This is a genomic window from Cellulomonas hominis (assembly GCF_005239125.1).
In the GTDB taxonomy this organism is placed as follows: domain Bacteria; phylum Actinomycetota; class Actinomycetes; order Actinomycetales; family Cellulomonadaceae; genus Cellulomonas; species Cellulomonas hominis_A.
Genome location: NZ_SZYE01000003.1, coordinates 41574 through 65666 on the forward strand (window position 1 = coordinate 41574; position 24093 = coordinate 65666).

22 protein-coding genes and 1 pseudogene are annotated in these 24093 nt (G+C 71.1%); 16 read left to right on the forward strand and 7 right to left on the reverse strand.

Annotation, left to right across the window (positions count from 1 at the left end):
* Positions 1-416 precede the first annotated feature (416 nt).
* Entirely contained in the window at positions 417-2171 is a 1755-nt protein-coding gene (locus FA014_RS01065) for an RCC1 domain-containing protein (protein ID WP_154727864.1), read from the forward strand.
* 49 nt (positions 2172-2220) lie between these two features.
* On the opposite strand, the pseudogene FA014_RS01070 reads toward FA014_RS01065, so the two are convergent.
* Together FA014_RS01070 and FA014_RS01075 are read right to left on the reverse strand one after the other, a co-directional pair.
* Positions 2221-2466: pseudogene (locus FA014_RS01070) on the reverse strand (SDR family NAD(P)-dependent oxidoreductase); the annotation flags it as partial.
* 151 nt (positions 2467-2617) lie between these two features.
* Positions 2618-2875: a helix-turn-helix domain-containing protein gene (locus FA014_RS01075; protein ID WP_230322770.1), complete on the reverse strand. Its 258-nt coding sequence runs from the start codon at positions 2873-2875 to the stop codon at positions 2618-2620.
* Between the two features lie 284 nt (positions 2876-3159).
* Between FA014_RS01075 and FA014_RS01080 the strand changes: the two genes are divergently transcribed.
* The 9 genes from FA014_RS01080 to FA014_RS01120 all read left to right on the forward strand — a co-directional run bounded on the left by FA014_RS01080 (position 3160) and on the right by FA014_RS01120 (position 11668).
* A complete protein-coding gene (locus FA014_RS01080) occupies positions 3160-3513 on the forward strand; it encodes a hypothetical protein (protein WP_154727867.1) in 354 nt (117 codons plus the stop codon).
* Positions 3510-3875, forward strand: a complete 366-nt coding sequence (locus FA014_RS01085) for a hypothetical protein (RefSeq protein ID WP_154727868.1) — start codon at positions 3510-3512, stop codon at positions 3873-3875. Before FA014_RS01080 ends, FA014_RS01085 begins: the two co-directional genes overlap by 4 nt.
* Entirely contained in the window at positions 3872-4576 is a 705-nt protein-coding gene (locus FA014_RS01090; RefSeq protein ID WP_154727869.1) for a hypothetical protein, read from the forward strand. Before FA014_RS01085 ends, FA014_RS01090 begins: the two co-directional genes overlap by 4 nt.
* The gene (locus FA014_RS01095; RefSeq protein ID WP_154727870.1) at positions 4551-4922 is read left to right on the forward strand and encodes a hypothetical protein; all 372 of its coding nucleotides are present in this window, start codon (positions 4551-4553) and stop codon (positions 4920-4922) included. Before FA014_RS01090 ends, FA014_RS01095 begins: the two co-directional genes overlap by 26 nt.
* 133 nt (positions 4923-5055) lie before the next feature.
* Positions 5056-5406: a hypothetical protein gene (locus tag FA014_RS01100; protein WP_154727871.1), complete on the forward strand. Its 351-nt coding sequence runs from the start codon at positions 5056-5058 to the stop codon at positions 5404-5406.
* Positions 5407-5615: 209 nt separating this feature from the next.
* A complete protein-coding gene (locus FA014_RS01105) occupies positions 5616-6320 on the forward strand; it encodes a TnsA-like heteromeric transposase endonuclease subunit (RefSeq protein ID WP_154727872.1) in 705 nt (234 codons plus the stop codon).
* On the forward strand, positions 6317-8383 hold the full coding sequence (locus FA014_RS01110) for a Mu transposase C-terminal domain-containing protein (RefSeq protein ID WP_154727873.1): 2067 nt from the start codon (positions 6317-6319) through the stop codon (positions 8381-8383). Before FA014_RS01105 ends, FA014_RS01110 begins: the two co-directional genes overlap by 4 nt.
* A 104-nt stretch (positions 8384-8487) precedes the next feature.
* Positions 8488-9489 (forward strand): AAA family ATPase, encoded by a 1002-nt coding sequence (locus tag FA014_RS01115; RefSeq protein ID WP_195969107.1) that lies wholly within the window; start codon positions 8488-8490, stop codon positions 9487-9489.
* Positions 9482-11668 (forward strand): TniQ family protein, encoded by a 2187-nt coding sequence (locus FA014_RS01120; protein WP_154727875.1) that lies wholly within the window; start codon positions 9482-9484, stop codon positions 11666-11668. The genes FA014_RS01115 and FA014_RS01120 overlap by 8 nt, the downstream gene beginning before the upstream one ends.
* Positions 11669-11710: 42 nt before the next feature.
* Here FA014_RS01120 and FA014_RS01125 read toward each other — a convergent pair whose 3' ends face one another.
* Positions 11711-12016: an STAS-like domain-containing protein gene (locus FA014_RS01125; protein ID WP_195969108.1), complete on the reverse strand. Its 306-nt coding sequence runs from the start codon at positions 12014-12016 to the stop codon at positions 11711-11713.
* Entirely contained in the window at positions 12016-12996 is a 981-nt protein-coding gene (locus tag FA014_RS01130) for an ATP-binding protein (protein WP_154727877.1), read from the reverse strand. The genes FA014_RS01125 and FA014_RS01130 overlap by 1 nt, the downstream gene beginning before the upstream one ends.
* Positions 12997-13621: 625 nt before the next feature.
* On the opposite strand from FA014_RS01130, the gene FA014_RS01135 reads away from it, so the two are divergent.
* Positions 13622-15742, forward strand: coding sequence for a heavy metal translocating P-type ATPase (locus tag FA014_RS01135; RefSeq protein ID WP_419178358.1), 2121 nt, complete (start codon positions 13622-13624; stop codon positions 15740-15742).
* Between the two features lie 101 nt (positions 15743-15843).
* Here FA014_RS01135 and FA014_RS01140 read toward each other — a convergent pair whose 3' ends face one another.
* Complete coding sequence (locus FA014_RS01140; RefSeq protein ID WP_154727879.1) at positions 15844-16533, reverse strand: TetR/AcrR family transcriptional regulator; 690 nt, start codon at positions 16531-16533, stop codon at positions 15844-15846.
* 224 nt (positions 16534-16757) lie between these two features.
* Between FA014_RS01140 and FA014_RS01145 the strand changes: the two genes are divergently transcribed.
* Positions 16758-18008, forward strand: a complete 1251-nt coding sequence (locus tag FA014_RS01145; protein WP_154727880.1) for an amidohydrolase family protein — start codon at positions 16758-16760, stop codon at positions 18006-18008.
* A gap of 125 nt (positions 18009-18133) precedes the next feature.
* On the opposite strand, the gene FA014_RS01150 is transcribed toward FA014_RS01145, so the two are convergent.
* Entirely contained in the window at positions 18134-18433 is a 300-nt protein-coding gene (locus FA014_RS01150; protein ID WP_154727881.1) for an EthD family reductase, read from the reverse strand.
* Positions 18434-18602: 169 nt separating this feature from the next.
* Between FA014_RS01150 and FA014_RS01155 the strand changes: the two genes are divergently transcribed.
* From FA014_RS01155 to FA014_RS01165, 3 genes are all read left to right on the forward strand, one after another.
* Positions 18603-18824 carry an amidase family protein gene (locus FA014_RS01155; RefSeq protein WP_328288161.1) on the forward strand — a complete coding sequence of 74 codons (222 nt, stop codon included), beginning with the start codon at positions 18603-18605 and terminating at the stop codon, positions 18822-18824.
* A 212-nt stretch (positions 18825-19036) separates the two neighbouring features.
* The gene (locus tag FA014_RS01160) at positions 19037-20281 is read left to right on the forward strand and encodes an MFS transporter (RefSeq protein WP_154727882.1); all 1245 of its coding nucleotides are present in this window, start codon (positions 19037-19039) and stop codon (positions 20279-20281) included.
* 83 nt (positions 20282-20364) lie between these two features.
* Entirely contained in the window at positions 20365-21336 is a 972-nt protein-coding gene (locus FA014_RS01165) for an NAD-dependent epimerase/dehydratase family protein (RefSeq protein ID WP_154727883.1), read from the forward strand.
* Between the two features lie 84 nt (positions 21337-21420).
* Here FA014_RS01165 and FA014_RS20515 read toward each other — a convergent pair whose 3' ends face one another.
* Positions 21421-22572: a hypothetical protein gene (locus tag FA014_RS20515; RefSeq protein WP_230322771.1), complete on the reverse strand. Its 1152-nt coding sequence runs from the start codon at positions 22570-22572 to the stop codon at positions 21421-21423.
* A 262-nt stretch (positions 22573-22834) separates the two neighbouring features.
* On the opposite strand from FA014_RS20515, the gene FA014_RS01175 reads away from it, so the two are divergent.
* On the forward strand, positions 22835-24093 hold a 1259-nt coding region (locus FA014_RS01175), incomplete at its 3' end, for a hypothetical protein (RefSeq protein WP_230322772.1).

The window sequence follows — 24093 nt, forward strand, 5'->3', positions numbered from 1 at the left end:
CCGGCGGCGGGTCCGCCGGGCCTTCCCGCCGGAGGCAAGTCGCGAGCGTGCATCAAGGGGTGAGGGTGAGGCAATCCGCACCGTTCGGCCCGGACCTTCCGCGAGCTACCAGCCGTGCCGTTTCGCTCCAGGAGCGGGGTCGGACGCGCCGGCTCGGGTCCAAGCGTGCCCTTTCTCGCCCGAACCTCGAGTGCCATGATCGAGAGAGCAAACTCGATGGTGCGACGCGAGAGCCCCGAGGAGGACCGCGGGTGAGTGTGGCGACCCGAAGTGGCAGGGCAGGCGCACGCGTCCTGCTGGTGGGCGCGTTGGTGCTGGCGTTCGCCGTGAGTGCGGCACGAGGGACTGTCGCAGTCACGCCGGACTCAGGTCCGACGGCGGGGCAGACCGCGGTCTCCGGTGACGTGCCGCCCGGGATGACCTTCACAGACCTGGCTGCCGGCGCGTTCCACTCGGTGGGCCTGGGCGCCGACGGCGTCGTCTACGCCTGGGGCCGCAACAACGTGGGTCAGCTGGGGGACGGGACGACGGTGGACTCGTCCGTGCCGACGCCAGTGGCGCTGCCGGCCGAGGTCGTCATCACCGCGGTGACCGCGGGGCAGTACTTCTCGGCGGCACTGTCGGCTGATGGGGTCGTCTACGCGTGGGGCTCCAACAGCAGTGGCCAGCTCGGCGACGGCACGACCGCTCCGTCCCCGGTCCCGAAGCCGGTCTCGTTGCCCCCGGGCACGGAGATCACTGCGCTCGCAGCGGGTTACTACCACGTGGTCGCTATGTCGTCGGACGGTGGCGTCTACGCCTGGGGGTACAACAGCAGCGGCCAGCTCGGCGACGGCACGACGACCACGTCCTCGGTCCCGGTGGTTACGCAGGTGCCGTCGGGAGTCACCTACACGGAGCTGTTCGCGGCGGGGTACCGCTCGTCCGCGCTGGGCTCTGACGGCAACGTGTACTCCTGGGGTGACAATCGGGAGGGGCAGATCGGCGACGGCACGGTCTCCAACGCCACGACCCCGGTCGCCGCCCGGTTCCCCGACGGTGTCACCGCTGACGTCCTCAGCGTCGGGTACAACTTCTCCGTCGCCACCGGCTCGGACGGCATGGTCTACGCCTGGGGCAGCAACGGCCGCGGCCAGCTGGGCGACGGCACGAGGATCGGAGCTTCTCTCCCGGTGGCCGTGCAGACCCCCGCCGGGGTGACGTTCAGCGCGATGTCCAGCGGCGAGAACCACACCGTCGCCACCGGCTCGGACGGCAGCACCTACGGGTGGGGATGGAACACCTACGGTCAGGTCGGCAACGGCGCGACCGGTGACGTCTTGGTGCCGGTGGCGATCCCCACCGGCGGCGTCACGCTCAGCGCGTTCGCGACAGGGTTCGGGCACTCCCTGGCCGTCGGCTCGGACGGGAACACATACGCGTGGGGATGGAACGCGTACGGCCAGCTCGGCGACGGCACAACCTCCTCTTCGTCGCTCGCCCTGCTCGCCGTCGAGGATCAAGTGCAGGTGCTGTCGGTGCAGTTCGGCGGGATCGCGGGCACGGAACTAACGCAGTCGGGTGGGGGTTGGACGGTGTTGACCCCGGCGCACGCCTGCGGGCCGGTAGAGGTCCTGGTAACCGCTGCTCACTCCTTCGGGAGCGTCGGGGAGGTCAGCACCACGGACGGCACCTTCACCTACGGGACCGCCCCTGTAGTCACCGAGGAACCGACCACCACGATCCAGGTCCCCGCCTCAGGCGGTGAGATCTCTGTGCGCGCGGCCGCCGACGGCGATGACCCACCCACCATCCAGTGGCAGCAGCGCCCGGCGGACGGCGAGTGGAGCGACGTCCCGGGCGCCACGGCGACGTCGCTGACGCTCACGGTGACCACACCATCCGAGCTGCGCGCGGTCTTCACCAACTGCTTGGGCACCGCCACCACCAGGGTGGCTGCGGTCACTCTTGCCGCCCCCGAGCCCACACCCAGCCCGACGCCGTCTGAGCCAGCCCCGACGCCCTCTCCGACATCGACCGCACCGACCGGTGGGACAGCGCCGGCGGGCGACGCGACGACACTGCCCAGGACGGGTGCACCTGAGCTTGGCGCCCTTCTCTTGGCCGCGTTCGCGCTGATCGTGGTCGGCGCCGGGCTGCACGGTGCGCACCGCCGACGTGCGCGGCACTAGACGGGCGCTGATCTGTCCCAAGACCTCTGCGACGAACTCAAAGCCATGCTCAGTGACGAACGCTGGGATCGGGGCGCCGCAACCAGTTGTCGTGCGTGACGCGGAAGTCGACCGGCCCGCGCCCAGACGCCTGCAAAGCGTCAACAGCCGCGCGCATCCGATAGAAGGCGCCGTTCAGGTTGACGGCGATCACGAGCCGCCAGTCCTCAAGATCGTGCTGGTCGAACGGAGCGGACCGCACCACGCCGGCGTTGTTCACCAGGACATCCAGACCACCGAACTCGGCGACTGCCCCCTCGACTGCCGTTTGCTACTTCGCGTGCTCACGGACATCGAGCGGGACGAATCGCGCGCGCTCGCCCAGCTCCGCCACCGACACGGGTCGGGAGCGCGGCGCTTCGATCGTGGTCCTCGCGTCCGGCAGGGTCCGCGGGCACCCGCGGCGGTCACGCGGGGGGCTCGGACTCCTCGTGCTCCACATGTGGAAAGAACGAGCGTGGCGATACATGCAGCGCGACGGCGAGCTGCCAGATCGTGGTGAGCGTCGGGTTTCGCACTCCGTTCTCGGCCTCGCCGATGTAGGTGCGTCCCACGCCAGCGGCATGTGCGAGCTGCTCTTGCGTCAGGCCGGCGTCGGTCCTGATCAGGCGCAGCGTGGCACCGAAAGCGCGCAGCTGGGTCGCTTCCGGCTCTTGGCGCTGCACCCGCTCGACGGTAGGAGGCGCAAGGCCGCGCCTCGACCCCCTATGAGTGGAGCCATGATCGGCACTCATTGTCTAGACAGTACCGCTTGATCTGCCTTCTGACAGGCTTGAGCTGGTGCAGGGGGTGTTGACGACCGCCCGATCATGTCTACTATCAGTGGAGTCGCGGTCGACGCGATGAGGCGACGGAAGCCTCATCACGCCTCGAAGCAGCCGATGCGCGCTACGCCCCACCCGCCCAGCGAGGGAAGGTGCTTATGCGACAGGACGAGTCCACTCCTCGTGTGCCCCATCCCCCATCCCCGGCGCGGGCCCGCATCCTGTGGTGGGCGCCGACGATCGCGATCGCGATCATCACGCTCGTGGGCGGCACCGCCTCGCTGCTCACCGGCGAGCCCCTAGGCGTCGCCGTCGGCTGCTTCGCGATCACCGTCGTGGCCGGGTCTGGTGGCCTGCGCGCCCGCGAGCAGTACCGCCGCGGGTGGCGCCACGGGTACGAAAGCGCCGTGCGGACCATGCTCGAGCACTCCGCGGGCCGGACGCCCGACGTCGAGGCCCGCGCCGCGGTGCATGGCGACCCGACCCCTGAACCGTGGGACGAGCACCACCCGGTCCCCATCTTCCGGAGCGCGCCGTGACCCGCATGCACATCGACGAGCTCGTCCTCGCTGACGCCACCGGAGTCTGGGCGGTGCGCTCCGCAAGCGAGACGGTCTACTTCGTCGACGCGGACTCCTCGCTGCTGCTGCGCCAGCCCCGCCCGGAGTCTTCACTCGGCCCGGGGGACGGCAGGTGGGTGCCGCTCGTCGCGGTCGAGGCCCTGTTCCGCGGCGACCTTGGGGTCATCCGGGTCGGCGATAGGCACCGGTACCTCTACGACTGGGACCCTGAGGGCCGCGACTACGGGTACTGGATCCAGCGGCTCGTCACCTCGATCGACTACGTCGAGGCCGAGGAGCTCGCGGAGCTTCCCTCCTTCCCGCAGGACGACCCGCTGTGACCGGCACCAGGCGCCCCTGGTCCTTGCCGGTGCGGGTGGAGCTCGCCACTGACGCGACGGTCCACTTCGTTGAGGCCGGGCAAGTCGAGCTCCGGTTCTCCCAGAATCAGCTCGACCGACTGTTCGAGATTGGCCTGATGCAGCCACCGCGCACACCACAGACTGACCTGAACGTGCCCACCCACGTCTCGCTGACGGGTGACGCCCGGTTCCTCGTGGGCGAGGTAGACCTCGGTCGGGAGGTCGGTATGGACGTCCTGGTCCGCGGTATCGAGTTTGTGGTGCACGCGTCCCTGCACGAGCACCGCGACCACCACGTGGAAGCAGAGGCTGAGGGTGACCAGGTCAGGGACTCGGCGGAGAGCTTCCGGGAGGAGGGCGGGCGACTGAGTGTCATGACCATCCAAGAAGCTGCGGCTCAGTGGGACGACCTCCGCTCCAGGGTCAAGCTGTGGGACCGGATCGTCCTGACTGAGGACGGCCGGCGGGTCGCGCTCATCGTCGCGTGGGACTGGTGGAGCCTGCACCAGCACCGCATGGCGTCGCTCGAGGGCGCGTACTGGGGACACTGGCACACCGGTGAGTTCAACGCCTCTGGGTACGCGTGGGACATCCTGCGGTTGCTCGAGCCGCGCGACGCCCGCATCAGCCACGAGGCCGACGAGCCTGGTGATGGTGACGACGATGAACCCCGCGATTGACCCGATGCGTACCCCCGGGCGATGGCTCGTGACGACCGTGTCCGGAGCCATGCACCTGATCGAGTCCACAGCACCGGACGGGACCGTCACCGCCACCCGGGTCACGGCTGGGCCACCGGGTGACGACCCGCGGTTCCCGCGGGGCACGCTTCGCCGCGACGATGAGCCCGTTCTGGTGACAGGCGTACAGCATCTGACCGAGTCGACGATGTCGAACGGCATCGTGGTCGGCGAGGACATGTACCTGTACCTCGAGCCGCTCGACCCGGCGGCGGACCTGACTCTGCGTCGCACAACGCCCGTTCTCGAGGTCGTGCCCTTGCCGCCGGTGCCTGATCGTGGCTAGAGACGACGCGCCGGCTCGAAGTCCGCGGCCCTGCGCCGCCACCGTGTCTCGTGCCGAGGGTGAAGAGCGGGTCGACGTGATCGTCCTCGCGAAAGGCTCCGGTGTCTGGGCGGCGCGGTCCGAGGAACCGGCCGTGATCTACCTGGACCTCGACCACCATGCTGTGCTCCGGTTCTCCGTCACAGTAGGCGCGCCGTTGCCCGGCGATGGTCGCTGGATGCCCCTGGTACAGGTCGAGCGCTACCTGCACCTTGGGATCGGCGTGGTGAAGCGCGGCGAGCGACATCGCTACGTCTACGACCACGATCCCGGAGGGACCGACTACTCCTGGTGGGTACAGCCGCCGGTGACCGAGATCAGGTCGGTGAGCGCGGATGCCCTTAGTCAACTGCCAACCCGGCTGAGTGCGTCGATGACGGCGCAGCGGGGCCTGTCCAGGACTCACCAATCTCGGCGCTTCGAGCGTCGTGCGTCGTCGCCGTGAGGCGGTCGACGGGTGCTGTGCACTCGGCAGACCAGGGCGTGAACTGCAGCCACGCTCTCAGACAGACGCTCGAACGCCATGACGCGCAACTCACTGTCTAGACGTGTTTGCGCAGGTCAGAAGCCTGCCGGGTCTTGCGTACGTCGCACCAGCGGCTTACCGTGACGACGGCGAGACCTCCGGAGCGGCACGGCACGGGGAGGTGCGCGATGCTCACTACGGACACGACGTTGGAGCTGAGAGTCAGCGGGCGCAGGATCCGCGTCCCGCTGGCGGAGGGCGACCGCCTGCAGGTGGTGCGGCGTGCTGAGAGCCGGCCCGAGCGTTTCCTGTGGCTGCCGAAGCAGCGCCACATCCCCGGGTTCTACTGGGCAGCCACGAACCGCGGGTTCGTGCCCTACGAGTCCCAGCTCGAGCGGGGCCGAGTCGTGCTCGCCGATTTCGACCACACGGTCAGCCGGATCATCTCTCAGCCGTTCGACATGATCGCCAACGGGCAGACCTACCAGATCCCCGACTTCATGCTGCTGCACGTCGACGCACGAGTCACCATAGTCAACGTCAAGCGCCCGGAAGACGCCGCGAAGCCGAAGGTCCGTAAGCAGTTCGCCCGCGTGACGCGCGCGCTCTCGGAGGTCGGATGGACCCACGAGATCTGGACCGGTGACGCCCGCCCGTTCGCGCGGAACGTCGAGCACTTGAGCGCCTACATGCGGCCGCAGCTGGCGCTGGACCTCGCTGTGGAACCGGCGGCGCTCCACGGGCTCTCGATCGGGACGGCTGTCCAGGCCCTGGAGCGGATCGTCGGCGAGGATGCCCGCCCTCAGATCGGCGCCGCACTGTGGCGGCATGAACTCCTCACCGACCTCTCGGTCCCGCTGAGCGAGGCGTCGATCCTGTGGGCCGCGGCATGAACGTGCGATTCACGGTGCTGCTGACGGTCGGGGCGCGATTCCGGTACGACGGCAAGACCTGGACGGTGACCGAGATGGGAGAGGGCGGCCCCATCTACGCCAAGTCCACGGTCGGCGACCGCATCGTGGTGGACCTCCAGCAGCTGGTCACGCATCCGACCTTCGAGTCGCTGGACCTCCTGGGCGGGAGCCGCCCCACGACGTCCTTGTCGCTGGAGAAGCTCGTCAGCTCGTCCGCCCTCGCGTCGGCCGACGCGAAGACCGCGCACGTGCTCGAGGTGCTGACCGGGTTCCGCAGCGGCGATGCCAAGCACGCTCTGCCGAACGAACCTCGCCCCGAGTACGCGCCCGCGCTGCCGCAAGGACAGCGGATCCGGGCCAAGGCCGCCGAGATCGGCAAGTCCGAGCGGACGATCGAGGCTTGGATCAGCGCTTGGCGCAAGTCCGGACCCTTGGGGTTAGTCGACGGATCCCTGGTGAAGGCTCGCGTGGAGATCTTCTCGCTCTGGCGTGAGACCGCCGCCATTGTGCTCGCAGAGAGGGTCGGCCAGACCCGGGTCGGCCGGCATGTCGTGATCCCCACGATCACCGAGCGGCTCCGCGCCGAGAAGCCGGACGCGCCGATCCCGAAGCGCGCCAAGCAGTACGAGATCCTCAAGGAGCTGGACCGCAACAATCAGTACTTCACGGGGACCACGAAGACCCAGCGTGGGCGCGCAGCGGTCCCTGAGGGTGTCTACGGGTACAAGGACGCCCGACGGCCGGGCCAGTTCCTCGTCCTGGACACCTCTCCGCTGGACGTCTTCGCGATGGACTCCATCACCGGCAAGTGGTTGCGCTGCCAGCTCACCCTCGCGATGGACTGGTGCACCCGGTGCATCGTCGGCCTGAGCCTGACGCCGTACTCGGTCAAGGCCAAGGACGTCGCCTCTGCGCTGTACCAGGTCGTGATGCCGCGGCAGCGGATCCAGGGCAAGCCCTGGCCCTACGTCGGCGTTCCGGACGTTCTCGTGGTCGACGCCGCCAAGACCGAGTTCTGGGGCCGGGCGCTCGGGCCAGCGCTGTACCCGGAAGGCATCGTCGTCGACCACGGCAAGCAGTACATCTCGCGGCACGTGTGGGGCGCCTGCCTGAAGTTCGGGATCCACGTGCAGCCTGCCCGCAAGGGCCGGGGTTCCGACAAGGGGATTCTGGAGCGCTACTTCCGCACCATCCGCGAGGGCTTTCTCGAGTACCTCACCGGGTACATGGGGCCGGACCTGTCCCAGCGCGGGCGGGATGTCGAGGCCGGGGCGTTCTACTTCATGGACGAGCTCGAGCAACTCCTGCGGGACTGGATCGAGGAGCACTACCACCACCGTCCCCACCAGGGGCTCCAGTCGGAGCACGCCCCTGGTGTGGACCTCACCCCCGCTCAGATGTACGAGCTCCGTGTGGGCGTGACCGGCCCCATCCGTGTACCGGCGCGTCCCGACCTCGCCGTCGACTTCCTCCCCGTCGAGTACCGGATGATCCACCACTACGGCGTCCAGCTCGCCGGGCTCAAGTACAGCGGCCCCATCCTGAAGGGACGACGAAAGCGGCCCGGCCCGATCGGCGGTGACGTCAAGGCCCGCCGGAAGTGGCCGATCGCCTACGACCCTGACGACATCCGGACGATCTTCATCCAGATCGAAGACGGCAGCTGGCACGCCCTTACCTGGAACAAAGCTCACACCCTCGGGGGGCCGTTCAGCCTCGACCAGCTGCGGGCGACGAAGGCGATCATCGACCCTCTGAACCGGCGTCGGACCCCGACGCCGGTCGAGGACATCCTGGCGCGTCTGCCGCTGGCGTCCGCCACGACCGTCGCGGAGCGCAGGGTCACCGTCCGCGCCTCCGCGATGAACCGCGACAAGCTCACCCAGGACACTCGGGCGTTCGCGATCGGCGGGCTCGACACGTCCAACCTGGCCGCCTACGAGAACATCGCGCAGATCGCGGCTCGTGACGTCGCCACGTTCGAGATCGACGACTGGGACGACCTGCTCGCCAGCGACGACAGCACGTTCCGGGAGGCGTGATGTGTCTCGAGATCCCGCGCCGTCCGAAGCTCACCTTGACCACGGCCCAGGGGTGGCGGGAGTTCGTGGATGCACCCCCGGTCCCGGACCCCCCACGCCTGACCGTGGTCCAGCTCGAGCGCATGCCCGGCAGCGACCGGGAACGTTACGACCTCATCCGGCGGCTCCACCACGCCAACCTTGGTCCCTTCGAGACACCTGCCTACCTCGAGTTCAAGAGGGACGCGATGCTCATCCTGGGTTCCAACGTCCAGGACGGCACCAGGCTGCGGCCCTCGTTCGGCCTCCAGGGGGAGGCGGGCACAGGTAAGTCGACGGCCGCCAAGTTGATCGGCCGGGACCTGTGGCGCGAGCAGGTCCGCATCTTCACCGAGCTCACCGCCGAGGGCCAAGTGCGGGTGCCGGTGACGAAGATCAGCATGAAGGGCAGCAACACCGAACGGGCCATCAACGAGGCGCTCGCGGTGTCCTACACCGGCACCGCCGTAGGCCGGGGATCCGCGCCTGCGCTCGACAGGTTCTGCCGGTACGCGCGCGAGGTCGAGACCGTCCTGATCATCGTGGACGACTTCCACTTCCTCGATAAGCACGATCCCGAGGCCACCTCGAACCACTTCAAGGGCATCGCCGAGGAAGTGCCCGCCACGTTTGTCTTCGTCGGCGTCGGGCTTGCCGCCATGGAGCTGTGGGACACCGAACGTCTTGGACTGACGCCGAGCCTCTCGCAGACCGCGCGCCGCTGGCCGTTGCTCACGATGGACCTCGCCCACATCCGCACCCCCGAAGAGCGCAAGGCGTGGATCACGCTCCTGCACACGATCGACGACCGGATCGTCTTGGCAAAGCACGAGCCGGGGACGCTCCAAGACATGGCCGAGCTGCTGTACGAGTACAGCCAGGGCCACATGCAGACCCTGTTCGACGCGATCAACCAGGCCACCTACCGCGCCATCACCACCGGAACCGAGCAGATCACCGAGGGCATCCTCGAGAAGCTGCCGTGGTCCAAAGCCGCGATCGTCGGGCGCGAGCAGATCCTGGCCGAGCGCGCCGAGCAGCAGCGCAAGCAGCGGCGAGCGGCCGCGCTGGACGGCGCAGGTGGCTGACCCCGAGCGGCTGGTCCTGGTGGAGCGGCCGTTGGAAGGCGAGTCCTTCATCTCGTGGATGCAGGCGGCCGCTCGCAAGATGATGTTCTCTCTGTCCGACTTCATGACGTACATGGACATCCCGGTCGAGACGTCACGCAGGGACCTCCTGCTCCGGCTGGACCCTCACTGGCTCCACAACCTCACCGCCGCGACCGGCTTCGACGAAGCCGTGTTCCAGGGCATGACGCTCGAGGGCTGGGCCGCAACACTCGGCGCCGGCCGCCGGACCGCGGCCGCGATCGGACTGGGTGGCTCGACGATCGGGAGGTTCTGCAGACTGTGCCTGCGGGCTAACGACAATCGGTGGCCTTTGAGCTGGCATACGCCGTGGGCGTTCTACTGCCTCGAGCACGAAACCTTCTTGGCCCTGCGGACGCCGAAGCGCGTGCTGCGGATGTGGCGGATTCACGACGACCTGAGTGAGATCGCCGAGCTCCAGCACTGGCACGAGGGGCCGTCGCCAGTGGCGCGCACCGCCCAGACCTGGCTCGACGCCCAGCTTGCATCGGCGGACGCTTCGGATGTGCTGACGGCCCTGCACCTGCTCTCAGCGCGCCTCGTGCGCGCAGACATATCCACCGTGGCGGACTCGCTGGGGGAGCCGTACCGCTCGGAGGTGCACTTCGCGCAGCTCGCGGATCACGGTCCCGACCGGGGACACGCGCGACAGGGCCGGGTCGCGCTGACGTTCCAGCAGTCCTCACCCGTGCTGACCGTTGCAGCCGAGTGGACCAGACGCGTGTTCACGGCACCGTCTCTGCCGGAAGCGACGGAGGCGCTCCGTGCGGAGCTGGAGGCCGAGATGGACTTCATACCCTGCTCGCCTCAGGCCCGCCTTCAGAAGTGGGGCGGCCTGAGCCCCACACTCACGGCAGCGGCACTGCCCCTCATCAAGAACGCCACCCCTTACTACGCGACCGAGCTGCAGTTCCGCCTGGGCACCGCCTCGGCCAGACGTCCAGAACTCGACGACGACGCCGTTGCCGAACGCGCGCGACGCACCCCCACTGCGCTGTGGCCTGCAGCGACCGCCGAGCTGTGGCGTCCGGAGTACGGGGCGCTCCGCACCTTCCGCCGCGCGGCAACGACCGCACTGCTCCACATCGGGGCTCGGTCGATGACCCGGGAAGCAGCCCAGGACCAGCTGGGCACACCTCGTGGACTGGTCGCTCTCACCAAGCTCGCGCACGAGGACAGGAAGCGCGTCCTGATCTCCCTGGTGGCGCTCGCGGACGAGGTAGACGCATGTGAAGTCGTCATCGACTACAGCCGCAGGCGCTCCATGTCCTACGACGACCTGCTCCCCGAGGGGGAGTGGGCCGCCATCGCCGACACCGAGCGCTGGCGCGCCCCGACTTGGTCGCACGCGGCGGCGCAGGCCCTCCTCCGTAGCCTGATGATCGGGGACGCACTGACCTACCTGCCGGTGCGGGGATCCGACCTGTTCACCAGGGCGCCGCGACAGGTCTACGAAGAACTCGTCGACAGCGGCGAGCGCTGGCTGCGATCGCGCGGGATCGCAGAGCCCCTGACCGCCCAACCGAAGGTGGGTGCGGCGGCCATCCCGTGGGACCCGAGCGGCCCGCGAGGAGCCGACGTGCGGTCGCTCCGCCTCGAGCTGAACCCGGGCATGCGGGCAAGCCCAACCCCACGGCACACGCGTCGTTGGCGCTTCTCGGAGCAGGCACTGCGGTGGTGGTACGAGGACCAGCACCTCACCACCTACCAGATCGGTGAACGACTGCACCTGAGCGCACCGGCAGTCCAGCGCCACCTCGACGCCGCGGGAATCAACCGTCGCCCCCGGGGAGGAGGGTCGCGTCCAGTCGGGACCAGCTTCCTCCCTGTGCAGGATCTCCCGATGGTGGCAGCGGCGACGGCGACGCAGGGTGGCCTGACTCGCCTCAAGCGGTTCGTGACGGCAATGCAGTACCCCACGGTGACGGCAGCTGCCAGAGCGCTCGGCGTCACCCAGGCGGTCCTGGCCGTTCAGCTGCAGGAGCTCGAGCGTGACTCCGGCATCGTCCTGTACTTAAGAGCCGAGCGCGGACGACCGCAGCAGATGACTTCCGCGGGAGGTGAGCTCATCAGGCAGTACGCCACGCTGCTGGACCGCGTGCCGGACGGCTATTCGTGAGCTCAGCTGAGCTCGCTGGTGTGCCGGAGCGCCCATGTGGCGTCAGACCTCTGGGGTCTGCACGCCTTCACCCCAGTTCTCCTGGCAGTAAGACACGACGATCTCGATGATCGACCTGACGTTGGGGTCGCAATTCTTGAAAACGAGATGGTCGAGGCCGTCGTAGTCACGGATTGCCGTGGCGACGAGCGCGTGCACAAACGACTGCGTCGTCAGATAGACGCCATCGAAGTCGAGCGTGACGTCCTCCCCGCGTTTGACAGCAGGAAGGATCGAGCGCGTACGAAGGGACTTCGCTCGCTCCTTGTTCTCCGCGAACGGGCCGGTCTCGTCGATTAGGGATATCATCATTCGAACCTCGCCCTCTTCTTGCTTTTCGATCGCCTCTTGGAATCGACCTCTGTGGCATACGTCCCGCGCACGAAGTCCATGAAACCAGCAAAGTCTCGGTTCGAGTTCACGTCGATGTCCATCCCGACAAGCGTTCCGGGCCAGCCAGGAAGGTCATCGTGTCTCGTGGCTCGATCGAAGCGCGGGTCCGCGTAGATCGCGTTCACTTGCTGGGTGGCTGGCGCCTTGAGGAACTTAATCATCGCGCTGCCGCTGTGCACGACCAGGTAATTATGAGAAACTTGAGCCATCGCCTTGCAGAAGAACAAGCCCGCACCGGCATTATCCGCGGTCCCGCCAACTTGACTCGTCTTCCCCGTTACCCCGGGTTGCATCGCCAGGTGGAGGGCGTCGATGTCCGTGGCGACCGTGTGGGCGTCAGAAAGACTGGATGCAATGCCTCGGCCGCAATCCGCAACGCCGATGGAAACTATTCCTGACTTCGGGTACACCTGTGCCGCCACGACGGATGCATAGCCGATGCCGGCGTGTTCGAGAGTGTTTCGGACTAGTTCGCTCATCACGTACTGAATCGGCTCGACCTGGCGATGGTCTTCCGCGTGCAGTAGCGGTGGGAGTTGCACGGCGAACTCGGAGAGCTGTAGTCCTGTGCGAATCGTGCGAAGCGGCATGAAGCGGCCGATCGCCTCTCGTTCCCGCACCTTCATGTTTGGGTCGATATCGAGAGATGAGAAAAGGCCCATGCGTTGCAGATACCGGCAACTTGGCGTATCCGGGATGTCGTCGATTATGACGTCCTTCCCCGACTGGCGCGCTCGGATTCCGGCGGCGGCGGTAGCTGCCAACACCAGTGGATGCACGGAGAAGTATGTCGCGGGAAGCGATATGCGCAGTTCGGGCGATTCTGAATCCGAGATCCGCTTGACGAAGGACTCGATATTCTGGAGCCGCGCGCTCGTGGGCACCGCGATGTGCACCTGTCCGCCTCCCTGCAAGGGCGACGACCCCTGTCTGGGCCGTTGCGACCATCCAGACGTGACGCTAGCGCCTCGACGCGGTCTTCGGGCGCAAACTGGCGAGCGGCTGAGGTGGCGGCTGAGCGGGTCAAGCTCTGGGGCCACGGATTCCCAGAGGCGTCGTGGACTGGCTAATCTCGAGTGGCCAACCGATCCAGCGGGGTCTCCTTCGTCGTCGACCGGTCCGTTCTGGTCGACCGGTCCGCAAACCGCAGCACCAGCGTGGAACCGGCGGCGAGGCACGTCGTGGAACGGTTGCAGACGTGCTGGACAGCGCCATCCGCGCCGCAACTTGAAGACAGGACCTACACGTCCTCGTCGCCTGCCGCCTCCGCCTCCGGCTCCGGCTCGAGTTCCTCCTCACCTGACGTCGGCGACCGGAATACCCCCCGGGGGTATGCCGTTGCACGGGGTGAAGCGTCATCACCACGTGGACGAGTCGACGAGAGAGGCCACCGACATGAGCCGCGACGACCACACCCAGCACCACCCCGACGTGTCGGACCGCGGCCACGCTGGGCACCCGGAGGCGGCGCAGCCGATGCGTGAGGACGCGGCCGGTCTGCCGCACGAGGGCGGGCACGCGATGACCGCGACTCGCGCCCACGAGGAGCACCCCGCGCGCGGCACGCAGGCCGGGCACGACTCGCACGCTCCGCACGCGGACCACGCGGACCACGCGGACCACGCGGACCACGCGGACCACGCGGACCACGCGGACCACGCGGACCACGCGGACCACGCGGGTCACGGTGGTCACGCGGGCCACCTCGGGAAGTTCCGGCGGCTGTTCTGGGTCATGCTCGTGCTCGCGGCCCCGGTGGTGGCGACCAGCGGGATGTTCGCGATGCTGCTGGGCTACGAGCTGCCCGACCTCGCGTGGCTGTCGTGGGTCTCGCCCGCGCTCGGCACGGTGATGTTCGTCTGGGGTGGCGCGCCGTTCCTGACCGGCGCCGTCGACGAGCTCAGGTCCCGGCGTCCGGGGATGATGCTGCTCATCGCCCTGGCGATCAGCGTCGCCTTCGTCGCGTCCTGGCTCTCGACCCTCGGCGTCGTCGCGCACGAGCTCGACTTCTGGTGGGAGCTCGCGCTGCTCATCGTGATCATGCTGCTCGGGCACTGGATCGAGATGCGGTCCCTCGTCCAGACGACCTCGGCCCTGGACTCGCTGGCGGCGCTCCTGCCCGACGAGGCCGAGCGGGTCGTGGGCGGCGACGTCGTCCGGGTCGCCCCGTCCGACCTCACCGTCGACGACGTCGTGCTGGTGCGTCCCGGCGCCCGCGTCCCCGCCGACGGCGCGATCGTCGACGGCGCCGCCGAGATGGACGAGTCGATGGTCACCGGCGAGTCGCGCACCGTGCGCCGCACCGCCGGCGACCGCGTCGTCGCCGGCACCGTCGCGACCGACTCCGCGCTGCGGCTGCGCGTGACCGCCGTCGGTGAGGACACCGCCCTGGCCGGCATCCGGCGGCTCGTGCTCGAGGCGCAGAGCTCCTCCTCGCGCGCCCAGCGCCTGGCCGACAGCGCCGCAGCCCTGCTGTTCTGGTTCGCGCTCGGCGCCGCCGCGATCACCGCGTTCGTCTGGTCGCTCCTGGGGATGCCCGACGCCGCCGTGGTCCGCACCATCACCGTCCTGGTGATCGCCTGCCCCCACGCCCTCGGCCTGGCCATCCCGCTGGTGGTGTCCATCGCCACCGAGCGCGCCGCCCGCGGCGGCATCCTGGTCAAAGACCGGCTCGCGCTGGAGAGCATGCGCACCGTCTCCACCGTCGTGTTCGACAAGACCGGCACCCTGACCAAGGGCCGGCCCACCGTCACCGAGGTCCACCCCGCGAACGGCTTCGCCCACGACGACGTCCTGACGCTGGCCGCCGCGGCCGAGGCCGACAGCGAGCACCCGCTCGCCCGCGCGATCGTCACCGCCGCAGCGCACCTGCCGGTCCCCGCCGCCAGCGGCTTCACGTCCTCGCCGGCCGTCGGCGTCCGGGCGTCGGTCGCCGGACGCAGCGTCGAGGTCGGCGGGCCGAACCTGCTGCACGAGCGGGGCGTCGCCGAGCTCGACGGCGTCGAGCAGTGGCGCGCCCAGGGCGCGATCATCCTGCACGTCCTGGTCGACGGGCAGGTCGCCGGCGCCCTGAAGCTGGCCGACGAGATCCGCGAGGAGTCCCGCGCGGCGATCCGCGAGCTGCACGACCGCGGCGTCGACGTCGTCATGATCACCGGTGATGCCGAGGCCGTCGCCCGCACCGTGGCGACCGAGATCGGCATCGACCGGGTCTTCGCCGGCGTGCGCCCGGCGGACAAGTCCGCCAGGGTCGCCGAGCTGCAGCGCGAGGGCCGGACCGTCGCGATGGTCGGCGACGGCGTCAACGACGCCCCCGCGCTCGCGCAGGCGGACGTCGGCATCGCGATCGGCGCGGGCACCGACGTCGCCATCGCCTCGGCCGGGGTCATCCTCGCCAGCGACGACCCGCGGTCCGTCGTGTCGGTCATCGACCTGTCGTCCGCGAGCTACCGGAAGATGAAGCAGAACCTGTGGTGGGCCGCCGGGTACAACCTCGTCGCCGTCCCGCTCGCAGCAGGCGTGCTCGCCCCCGTCGGGTTCGTGATGCCGATGTCGGTCGGCGCGATCCTCATGTCGGTGTCGACGATCGTCGTCGCCCTCAACGCCCAGCTGCTGCGGCGGCTGGACCTCCGACCGCGCTGACGCAGGAGACGGATCCGGCTGTCACGCGACGATGCGCGCATCATCGCGTGGCAACGCACGTCCGCAACCGGGGCGACCGCCTCGTGGCGGCTGCTGCCCGTCTACGGCTCGTCGCCGCCGCGGGGGTCCGGGGACGCGGCGATGCCGGCGACGAGGGCGGCGATGGCCCAGCTGGTGCGCTCGGCCGGGGTGCCCGAGACGACGGCGTCGGCGTGGGCCGCGACGTGCGGGGCGTCCTCCGGGTCGGCGGAACGGAGCGCGACCGTGAGGGCGTGGAGCTGGCCCTCCGCGGACTCGGGGACCGCCTCGGGTCCCGGGGTGCTGTGCTCGGCGGCGGACGCCGTGACGTACTGCAGCAGCAGGTCCACGCCCCAGGCGGCCCGCGAGGCGCCGATGCCGCCCTCGAGCAGCAGCCCGAGGATGGTGTCGTACAGCCGCACGGCGTGCGGCCCGGTCGGGCGCAGCAGGAGCGCAGAGCGCGCGAGGCCCGGGTAGGCGTAGAGCACGTCGGCGTAGGAGCCGAGCAGTCCCTCCAGGCGGGCACGCCAGTCGCCCTCGCCGGGCTCCAGCGAGGCGATCAGCTCGTCGAGGACCGCCGCGTGCAGCTCGGCGGTGTTGGCCACGTACACGTAGAGAGACGCGGGCCCCGTGTCCAGGGCCTGGGCGACCCGGCGCATCGTGGCCTTCTCGAGCCCTTCGGTCCGCATGATCTCGATCGTCTCGGCCACGATCCAGTCGCGGGACAGGGCGGGCTTGGCCGGACGCTCGCGTCGGCTGCGGACTGAAGCCATGCGCGCACTCTAACGAACGCGTTCGTCCTGCCACGTCCTCGCGGTGACCCGGTGCAACGAACGCGTTCGTTGCGAACGCGTTCGTTCTGCTCTAGTGTGCCGACGAACGTGTTCGTAGAGGCACCTGAAGGCGACTGCGCGTGACCGGCATCGCCCTCTCGCGACCCCGCAGCGGGCACGCCCTGACCGCCGCGCCCCGTCCGGGCCTGACAGAGGAGACCGCCATGTCCACCGCCATCATCAACGCCCGCATCTTCGACGGGGAGCACGTCCTCGACGCGAGCACCGTCGTCCTCGAGGACACCACCATCGCCGCCGTCGGCGGCGAGGTCCCGGCCGGCGCCGAGGTCGTCGACGCCGCCGGCGCGACGCTCCTGCCCGGTCTCGTCGACGCCCACGTGCACACCAACCGGGCCAGCCTCGCCCTGGCGCTCCGGTTCGGCGTCACCACCCAGCTGGAGATGCAGGGCACCCACACCCGCGGGAACCGCACGAGCATCGAGGAGGACGACACCGTCGCCGACGTCCGCTCCTCCGGGTTCGCCATCACCCCACCCGGCGGGCACCCCGCCGAGCTGTTCCCGGAGGGGTTCCGACCCGGCCCGCCTCCCGGCGCGCGCCCGCCCGCCGGGCCCCCGCCCGTGATGCCGTTCTCCACCACGCCCGAGCAGGCGGCCGCGTTCGTCCCGCAGCTGATCGAGACCGGATCGGACTACATCAAGTTCATGGTCGACGACGGCAGCGTCGAGGGGCACCCCGGCCTCCCGGTGCTCGACCGGGCCACGCTGACCGCAGGCGTCGCCGAGGCCAGGGCTCGCGGCATGCTCACCGTCGCCCACGCGCTGACCCTGGACGCGACCCGCACGGCGATCGACGCCGGCGTCGGCGGGCTGGCCCACCTGTTCATGGACCGCCCCCACACCCCGGAGATCATCGAGCAGATCGCGGCGGCCGGGGCCTTCGTCGTCCCCTGCGTGGTCCTGAACGCCTCGATGATGGGCATCACCGGCGCGGAGCTCGCCGCGGACCCGCGGGTGGCCTCGCGACTCGACGACGCCTGGCTCCACACGCTGGGCTCGAGCTTCGACCGCTACCCGCAGGGCGACCTCGACGACGTGCTGGCCTCGGTCAAGGCGCTGCACGACGCCGGCGTCGACATCCTCGTCGGCACCGACACCTCCGTCCCGCTCCCGTTCGTGGGAGGCCTCGCCCACGGCGCCAGCGTCCACCACGAGCTGCAGTACCTGGTCCGCGCGGGCCTCACTCCGGTCGCGGCGCTGCGTGCTGCCACGAGCACGCCCGCGCGCCGGTTCGGCCTGGACGACCGAGGCCGCATCGCGGAGGGCCTGCGTGCCGACCTGCTCCTGGTCGACGGCGACCCCACCACGACGATCAGCGACACCCTCAACACGCGCGCCGTCTGGCGCCGCGGCGCCCGGCTCGCGGACCAGGGCGGGAGGGACTCTGCCGCGTGAGTGCGCCGACGGCGGTGGAGCGGGGCGCCGCGGCCGCACCGATGGTGGTGTGAGCGCGCAGACGCCGCCGGCCCGGACCCGGTGAACGAGGTCCGGACCGGCGGCGGCACGTGCGTCCGTGCCGGCTACTCGATGTCCGAGAACAGGCCGGTGATCGTCACCCCGCTGCCGATGAGGCCGCCGAAGACCTGCTGGGCGGCCGGGGTCGTGACCGCGGCGCTGGCGTCCTCGTAGCTCGCGAAGTAGAGGTCGAGCGTCCGGTAGGCGGGCGTGGGGGTCCCGTCCTCCTTCGGCCAGACCTTCGCCGACTCCAGCCGCTCCAGCCCGGGGAGGGTGGCCGCGGCGCGGCGGACGTCCGCGTACACGGGCTCGAACGCGTCCGGGTCGGCGGGGTTGTCGATGATGATGGTGATCTTGGTGGGCATGTCGTCTCCTGGGTGTGATCGCGGTGCGTCCCCCGGGCGCTGGTGCGCCCGGGGGGTCGTGCGGTTCAGGCCGGCGGCCGGGTGGCGGTGTCGCGCCCGGCGGCCTCGAGCAGACGGAGCCAGATCTCGCTCATCGTCGGGCACGCGGGGACCGCGTGCCAGAGGCGGTGTGGGGCCGAGGACCTCGGCCCTCGCGGTGTGCACCAACATGTTCAACCTCTCGGGGCAGCCGGCGATCTCGGTGCCGATCGGTGTCGACGACCGCGGCCTGCCGGTGGGGGTGCAGCTGATGGCCGACCTCGCGCGCGAGGACGTGCTGCTGCGGCTGGCCGGCCAGCTCGAGGCGGCGGCGCCGTGGCAGCGGGTCGCCACCGGTTACCAGGGCTGGTGACCTGCGGGCACGGGCGCGCGGGGAGGCGCATCGCCGGCCCCGGTCTCGCCCGCGGACCCTCGCCGCGGCGTGTCCAGGTGCCTGGCGACGGCGCGCTCTCCGCCTGACCCCGCGGCGGTGCGTGCGGTGATGTGTACAGACGTACACATCACCCGGTACGGTCGTGCACCTGGCTCCGACCACGCACCATCGAACCGGGAGACAAGCCCACCGTGTACTCGCTCCTCCTGGCGGTCATCTACGTCGCCTTCGTCAGCCTCGGGCTCCCGGATTCCCTCATCGGGGCCGGCTGGCCGGTGATGCACCGGGACCTCGGCGTCCCGGAGGCCTTCGCCGGCATCGTGACCATGATCATCGCCGGCGGCACGATCCTCTCCAGCCTCGGGTCGGAGCGGGTCACCCGCCGGTTCGGGGCCGGCCTCGTCACCGCGGTCAGCGTGGGCCTCACCGCCGCCGCGCTCGTGGGGTTCTCGGTCTCCGGCTCGTTCTGGATGCTCTGCCTGTGGGCCATCCCGTACGGACTCGGCGCCGGTGCCGTCGACGCCGCGCTGAACAACTACGTGGCGCTGCACTACGCCGCGCGGCACATGAACTGGCTGCACAGCTTCTGGGGCCTGGGCGCCTCGATCAGCCCGTTCATCATGAGCTACGCCCTCACCTCCGGCCTCGGCTGGTCCAGTGCCTACCGGACCGTCGGCGTCGTCCAGGCGGTGCTCACGGTCGCGCTGGTCGTGAGCCTGCCGCTGTGGGGCAAGGTCAACCCGCGCGTCCCGGCAGGGTCCACCGGCGCGGGCGACGACGCCCCGGAGGGCGAGGACGAGGAGCACGGGAGGGACGTCGGCCACGTGCCGCTCGGGCGCGCGCTGCGGATCCCGGGAGTCGTGCTGGTCCTGGTCGCCTTCTTCGCCTACTGCGCGCTCGAGAGCACCGCGATCCTGTGGGCGTCGACCTTCCTCGTCGCCGACCGCGGCGTCGCGCCGGCGACCGCGGCCGCGTTCGCGTCGCTGTTCCTGCTGGGCATCACCGGGGGCCGGTTCCTGGCCGGGTTCTTCGCCGACCGGGTCGGCGACCGTCAGCTGATCCGGGGCGGTTTCCTGACGGTCGCCGTCGGTGTCGGCATGATCGCGGTGCCGCTGCAGGCCGACCTGCTCGTCCTGATCGGGCTGGTGGTGACGGGTCTCGGGTGCGCGCCCATCTACCCGGCGATCATCCACTCGACGCCGGTCAGCTTCGGCCGGCGCAACTCGCAGGCCATCATCGGCATCCAGATGGCGGCGGCGTACACCGGCTCGACCCTGGCACCCCCGCTGTTCGGCGTGCTCGCCGCGGGGACGGGGATGTGGGTCTTCCCGCTGTTCCTGGGGGTGCTGGTCGTGCTCGGCCTGGTGATGTCCGAACGGCTCAACCGGCTGGTGGGACGCCGAGCAGCGGTCGGCCAGGTCCCGGCCCGGTCCTGAGCGGGGATCCCGGACGGTCCTGTCCTGCGCACCCGGCGACCGACGCCTACCGTCGGCAGGGTCGTCCGAGCCGAGGGAGCACCATGCGCGTCGTCGTCGTCGGCGGGAGCGGCCACATCGGCTCGTTCCTCGTCCCCCGCCTGGTGCGGGCCGGCCACGAGGTGGTCACGATCAGCCGCGGCACGTCCGCGCCGTACGTCGACGTGCCGGAGTGGCAGCAGGTCGAGCGGGTCGTCGCCGACCGGGAGCGGGAGGACCGCGCCGGAACGTTCCCGGAGCGTGTCGTGGGGCTCCGGCCGGACGTCGTGATCGACCTGGTGTGCTTCACCCTGGACTCGGCGACCCGGCTGGTCGAGTGCCTGCGCGGGCAGGTGGGGCAGCTCGTGTTCTGCGGGTCGATCTGGCGTGCCGGGCCGAGCCGCACGCTGCCGGTGTCGGAGCGCACCGCGACCCCACCGCTGGGCGAGTACGGCGTCCAGAAGGACGCGATCGCGCGGATGCTCGCCGCGGAGACGGCCGCCGGCGGCCTGGTCACCACGTCGCTGCACCCCGGCCACATCAGCGGGCCCGGGTGGGCGCCGATCGGTCCGACGGGCAACCTCGACCCCGCGGTGTGGCGGGCGTTGTCGGCGGGGGAGCCGCTGCGCGTCCCCGGGATCGGTGCGGAGGCGATGGCCCACGTGCACGCCGACGACGTGGCGCAGGCGTTCGAGCGCGCGGTCGCGCACCGGGAGGCGGCTGCCGGCGAGGACTTCTTCGTGACGGCGCCGGACGCGCTGACGGTTCGCGGCTACGCCGAGCTGGCCGCGTCCTGGTTCGGGCGGCCCGCGACGCTGGAGCAGGTGACCTGGGACGCCTTCCGGGCCGGTCTGACTCCCGAGCACGGGGAGCAGAGCTGGGAGCACCTGGTCCGCAGCCAGGTGTTCACGGTCGAGAAGGCGGAGCGGCTGCTCGGCTACCGGCCGCGGTACACCGCCGGGGAGACGGTGCTCGACGCGGTGCGGTGGCTGGTGCAGCAGGGCCGCGTCGAGGTGGCGGCGCCGATGGTGGTCTGAGCGCGCGGACGCCGCCGGCCCGGACCCGGTGAACGAGGTCCGGACCAGCGGCGGCACGGGGGCGCTCGGCGCCGGCGTCGCGTCTCAGCGGTGCCGGCGACGCCGCGAGACCGCCTTCAGCGCGACACCGGTCGCGCCGGCCAGGCCGGCGACCAGAGCGGTCGCCGCCGCACCGGCACCCGTGACCGCGAGCGCCGGGGCCGTGGCACGCACCGCGGCGGCCGGGACGGTCTCAGCAGGGACGGCCGCCTCGGCGGGGACCGCCGTGCTGGTCGGCACCTCGACCACGGGGGTCGCGGGCTCCGCCGGCAGGGCGGGCTGGTACGGCGCCGACGGCTCGCCGGGCTCGGTCGGCTCGGACGGCTGGGACGGCTCGGACGGGTCCGTCGGGTCGGTCGGGTCCGTCGGGTCGGTCGGCTCGGTCGGGTCGGTCGGCTCCGACGGGTCGGTCGGGTCGGTCGGCTCGGTCGGGTCCGTCGGCTCCGACGGGTCGCTCGGGTCCGTCGGGTCGCCCGGGACGCAGTACTCCCAGCCCTTCTCGTCGACCCCGCCACGACCGGAGTTGTCCTCGCCGAAGTGGTAGTTGTACCCGTTGGACTCGGTCCACGCGATGCACATGCCCGGCTCGAGGCCGAAGTACGACCACGGCACGAAGGTCGCGCCGATCAGCTCGCGGTGGATGTCGACGTTCAGGTTGCTCGCCCCGGGGACGTTGATGTTCACGTACCCGTTGGCGGGGATCGGGTCGCGGAAGTGCAGGCCGTCGCTCTGCCACCAGAACGGGCGCTCGTACCCGTCGTCCTGGTACCCGTCGGTCACGGGGGTGCCCTGTGCGCTCGGCTCGCCCGCCAGGTCGCACGTGGCGCACCCGGTCGTCGCGGCGTCCTCGGGGGCCACGAGGGTCTCCGGCAGGTCGGACGGGGTGACGGCCTCGGGCTCGACGGCCTCGACCGGGGTGTCGACCGCCTCCGCCCCGACGGACTCGGCGGGGGCCTCGGCCTCGACGGCCTCGCTCTCGACGGCCTCGTTCTCGACCGGCTCGTTCTCGACCGGCTCGCTGTCGACCGGCTCGCCCGCGGCCGGCGCCTCGCCCGCCTCGACGGAGCCCGCCGGGGCGGTGGCCTCGACGCTGATGACGGGGGTGTCGGCGGAGGTGGTCTCCTCGACCGGGGGTGCCGCGGTGGGAGCCAGCAGCAGCGCCACGGCGGCGGCTGCTGGCACGGCGATGGTGGACATGGTTCCTCCTCGCGGATCGGGTGGGGCGGACGCGGGCGCGTCCGGCCGCCGGGGCGTCGCGAACCGCTCGCGCGGCCGCGGTGACGTCTCCATGTGACGTCCGCGGCGACCTCGCACAGCCGCGGGGCGATGCGGTGGAGCACCCCCGGGGGCGCGGTGGAGCACCCTGGTCGGCGGCGCTGAGCAGGCGCGGGACCGGCCTGAGCAGCGGGCGTCGCGCGGCCGCGGGCGGCCCGGGGCCGACCTCGGTAGCGTGGTGCGCGTGCAGGGGGAGTCCTGGAGCGACGACGTGGTCGGTCAGGTCCTGGACGCGCTGCGTTCCGGCACCGGGGTCCTGCTGACGGGGGTCGCGGGCGCAGGCTCCGGGGCGCTGGCCGAGCGCGCCGCCGGCGTGCTCGCCGAGGACGGGTGGCAGGTGGTCCGGGTGCCCGGCCGGCCGGGCGTGCGGGGCCGGCCGCTCGGCGCCCTGTCGCTGGGGGGACCGCCGGCGCGCGCCGCGTCCGGGGAGCCGCTCGCGCTCGCGGTGTCCCGCGTGCAGGAGGCGGTCGGGACCGGGCGCGCTGTCCTGCTCGCGCGGCGTGCGGACCTGCTGGACGAGGAGACCCGCGCGGTGCTCGCGACGGTCGTCGACCGGACCGCCGCCCGCCCGCTGCTCACCTCCCGCCCGGACCGGAGCAGCCGGCTCGCCGCCCTGCGTGCCGCCGGGGAGGTGCCCGTGGCGGCGCTGGCGGTGCCGTCGCTGCGGTTCGACGACCTGCTGGCGGTGCTCGCGGACGAGCTCGGCGCCCCGGCGGCGCCCGACGCGGCCGCCCGGGTCTACGCGCTGTCGGCGGGCCTGCCCGGGGTGGCGCGGGCGATCGTCTCGGGAGCGCGCCGGGCAGGCACGCTGGTCGAGGCGGGTGGTGCGTGGACGGCGGTCGCGGACCTGCGCACGCCGGGCCTGGAGACCGTGGTCGACCAGCTGCTCGAACGGCTGGACGGGGAGGCGCGGTCCGCGCTGGGTGTGCTGGCCACGCTCGGCCCGGCGAGCCCCGACGTGGTCCGGCGCGTGCTCGGCTGGGACGAGCTGGCCGTGCTCGAGGACGCCGGGGTGGTCCGGCTGGTCGAGTCCGGGGACCGGACGGAGGTGGTCGTCGTCCCGCCGCTCGTCGCCGAGCACCTGCTGGCGTCGCGGAACCGGGTCGCGGAGCTGCGGGCGCGCGACCGGGTCGAGCAGGCGCTCGGCGTCGTGCCGGGCGATGCGGCCGACGCGTCGGCCGGGATGACCGTGACGGGGTGGGCGGCGTCGCGCGAGGGGGTCGCGGTGCTGGGCCGCCGGCTGCGGCACGCGGCGGGCATCCGGCTCGCCGTCCGCCGCGCGGAGTGGCAGCACGAGCCGACCCCGGCGACGACGGTGCGCCTCCTCGACGCGATGACGCAGGCCGGGGCCGCCCGTGCGGAGGTCGAGGAGGTGGTCGCCGCGGCCCGCGAGCGCCCCGCGGCCGGCGGGACCGGCGCCGTCGACGAGTGGTACGCGCGCTA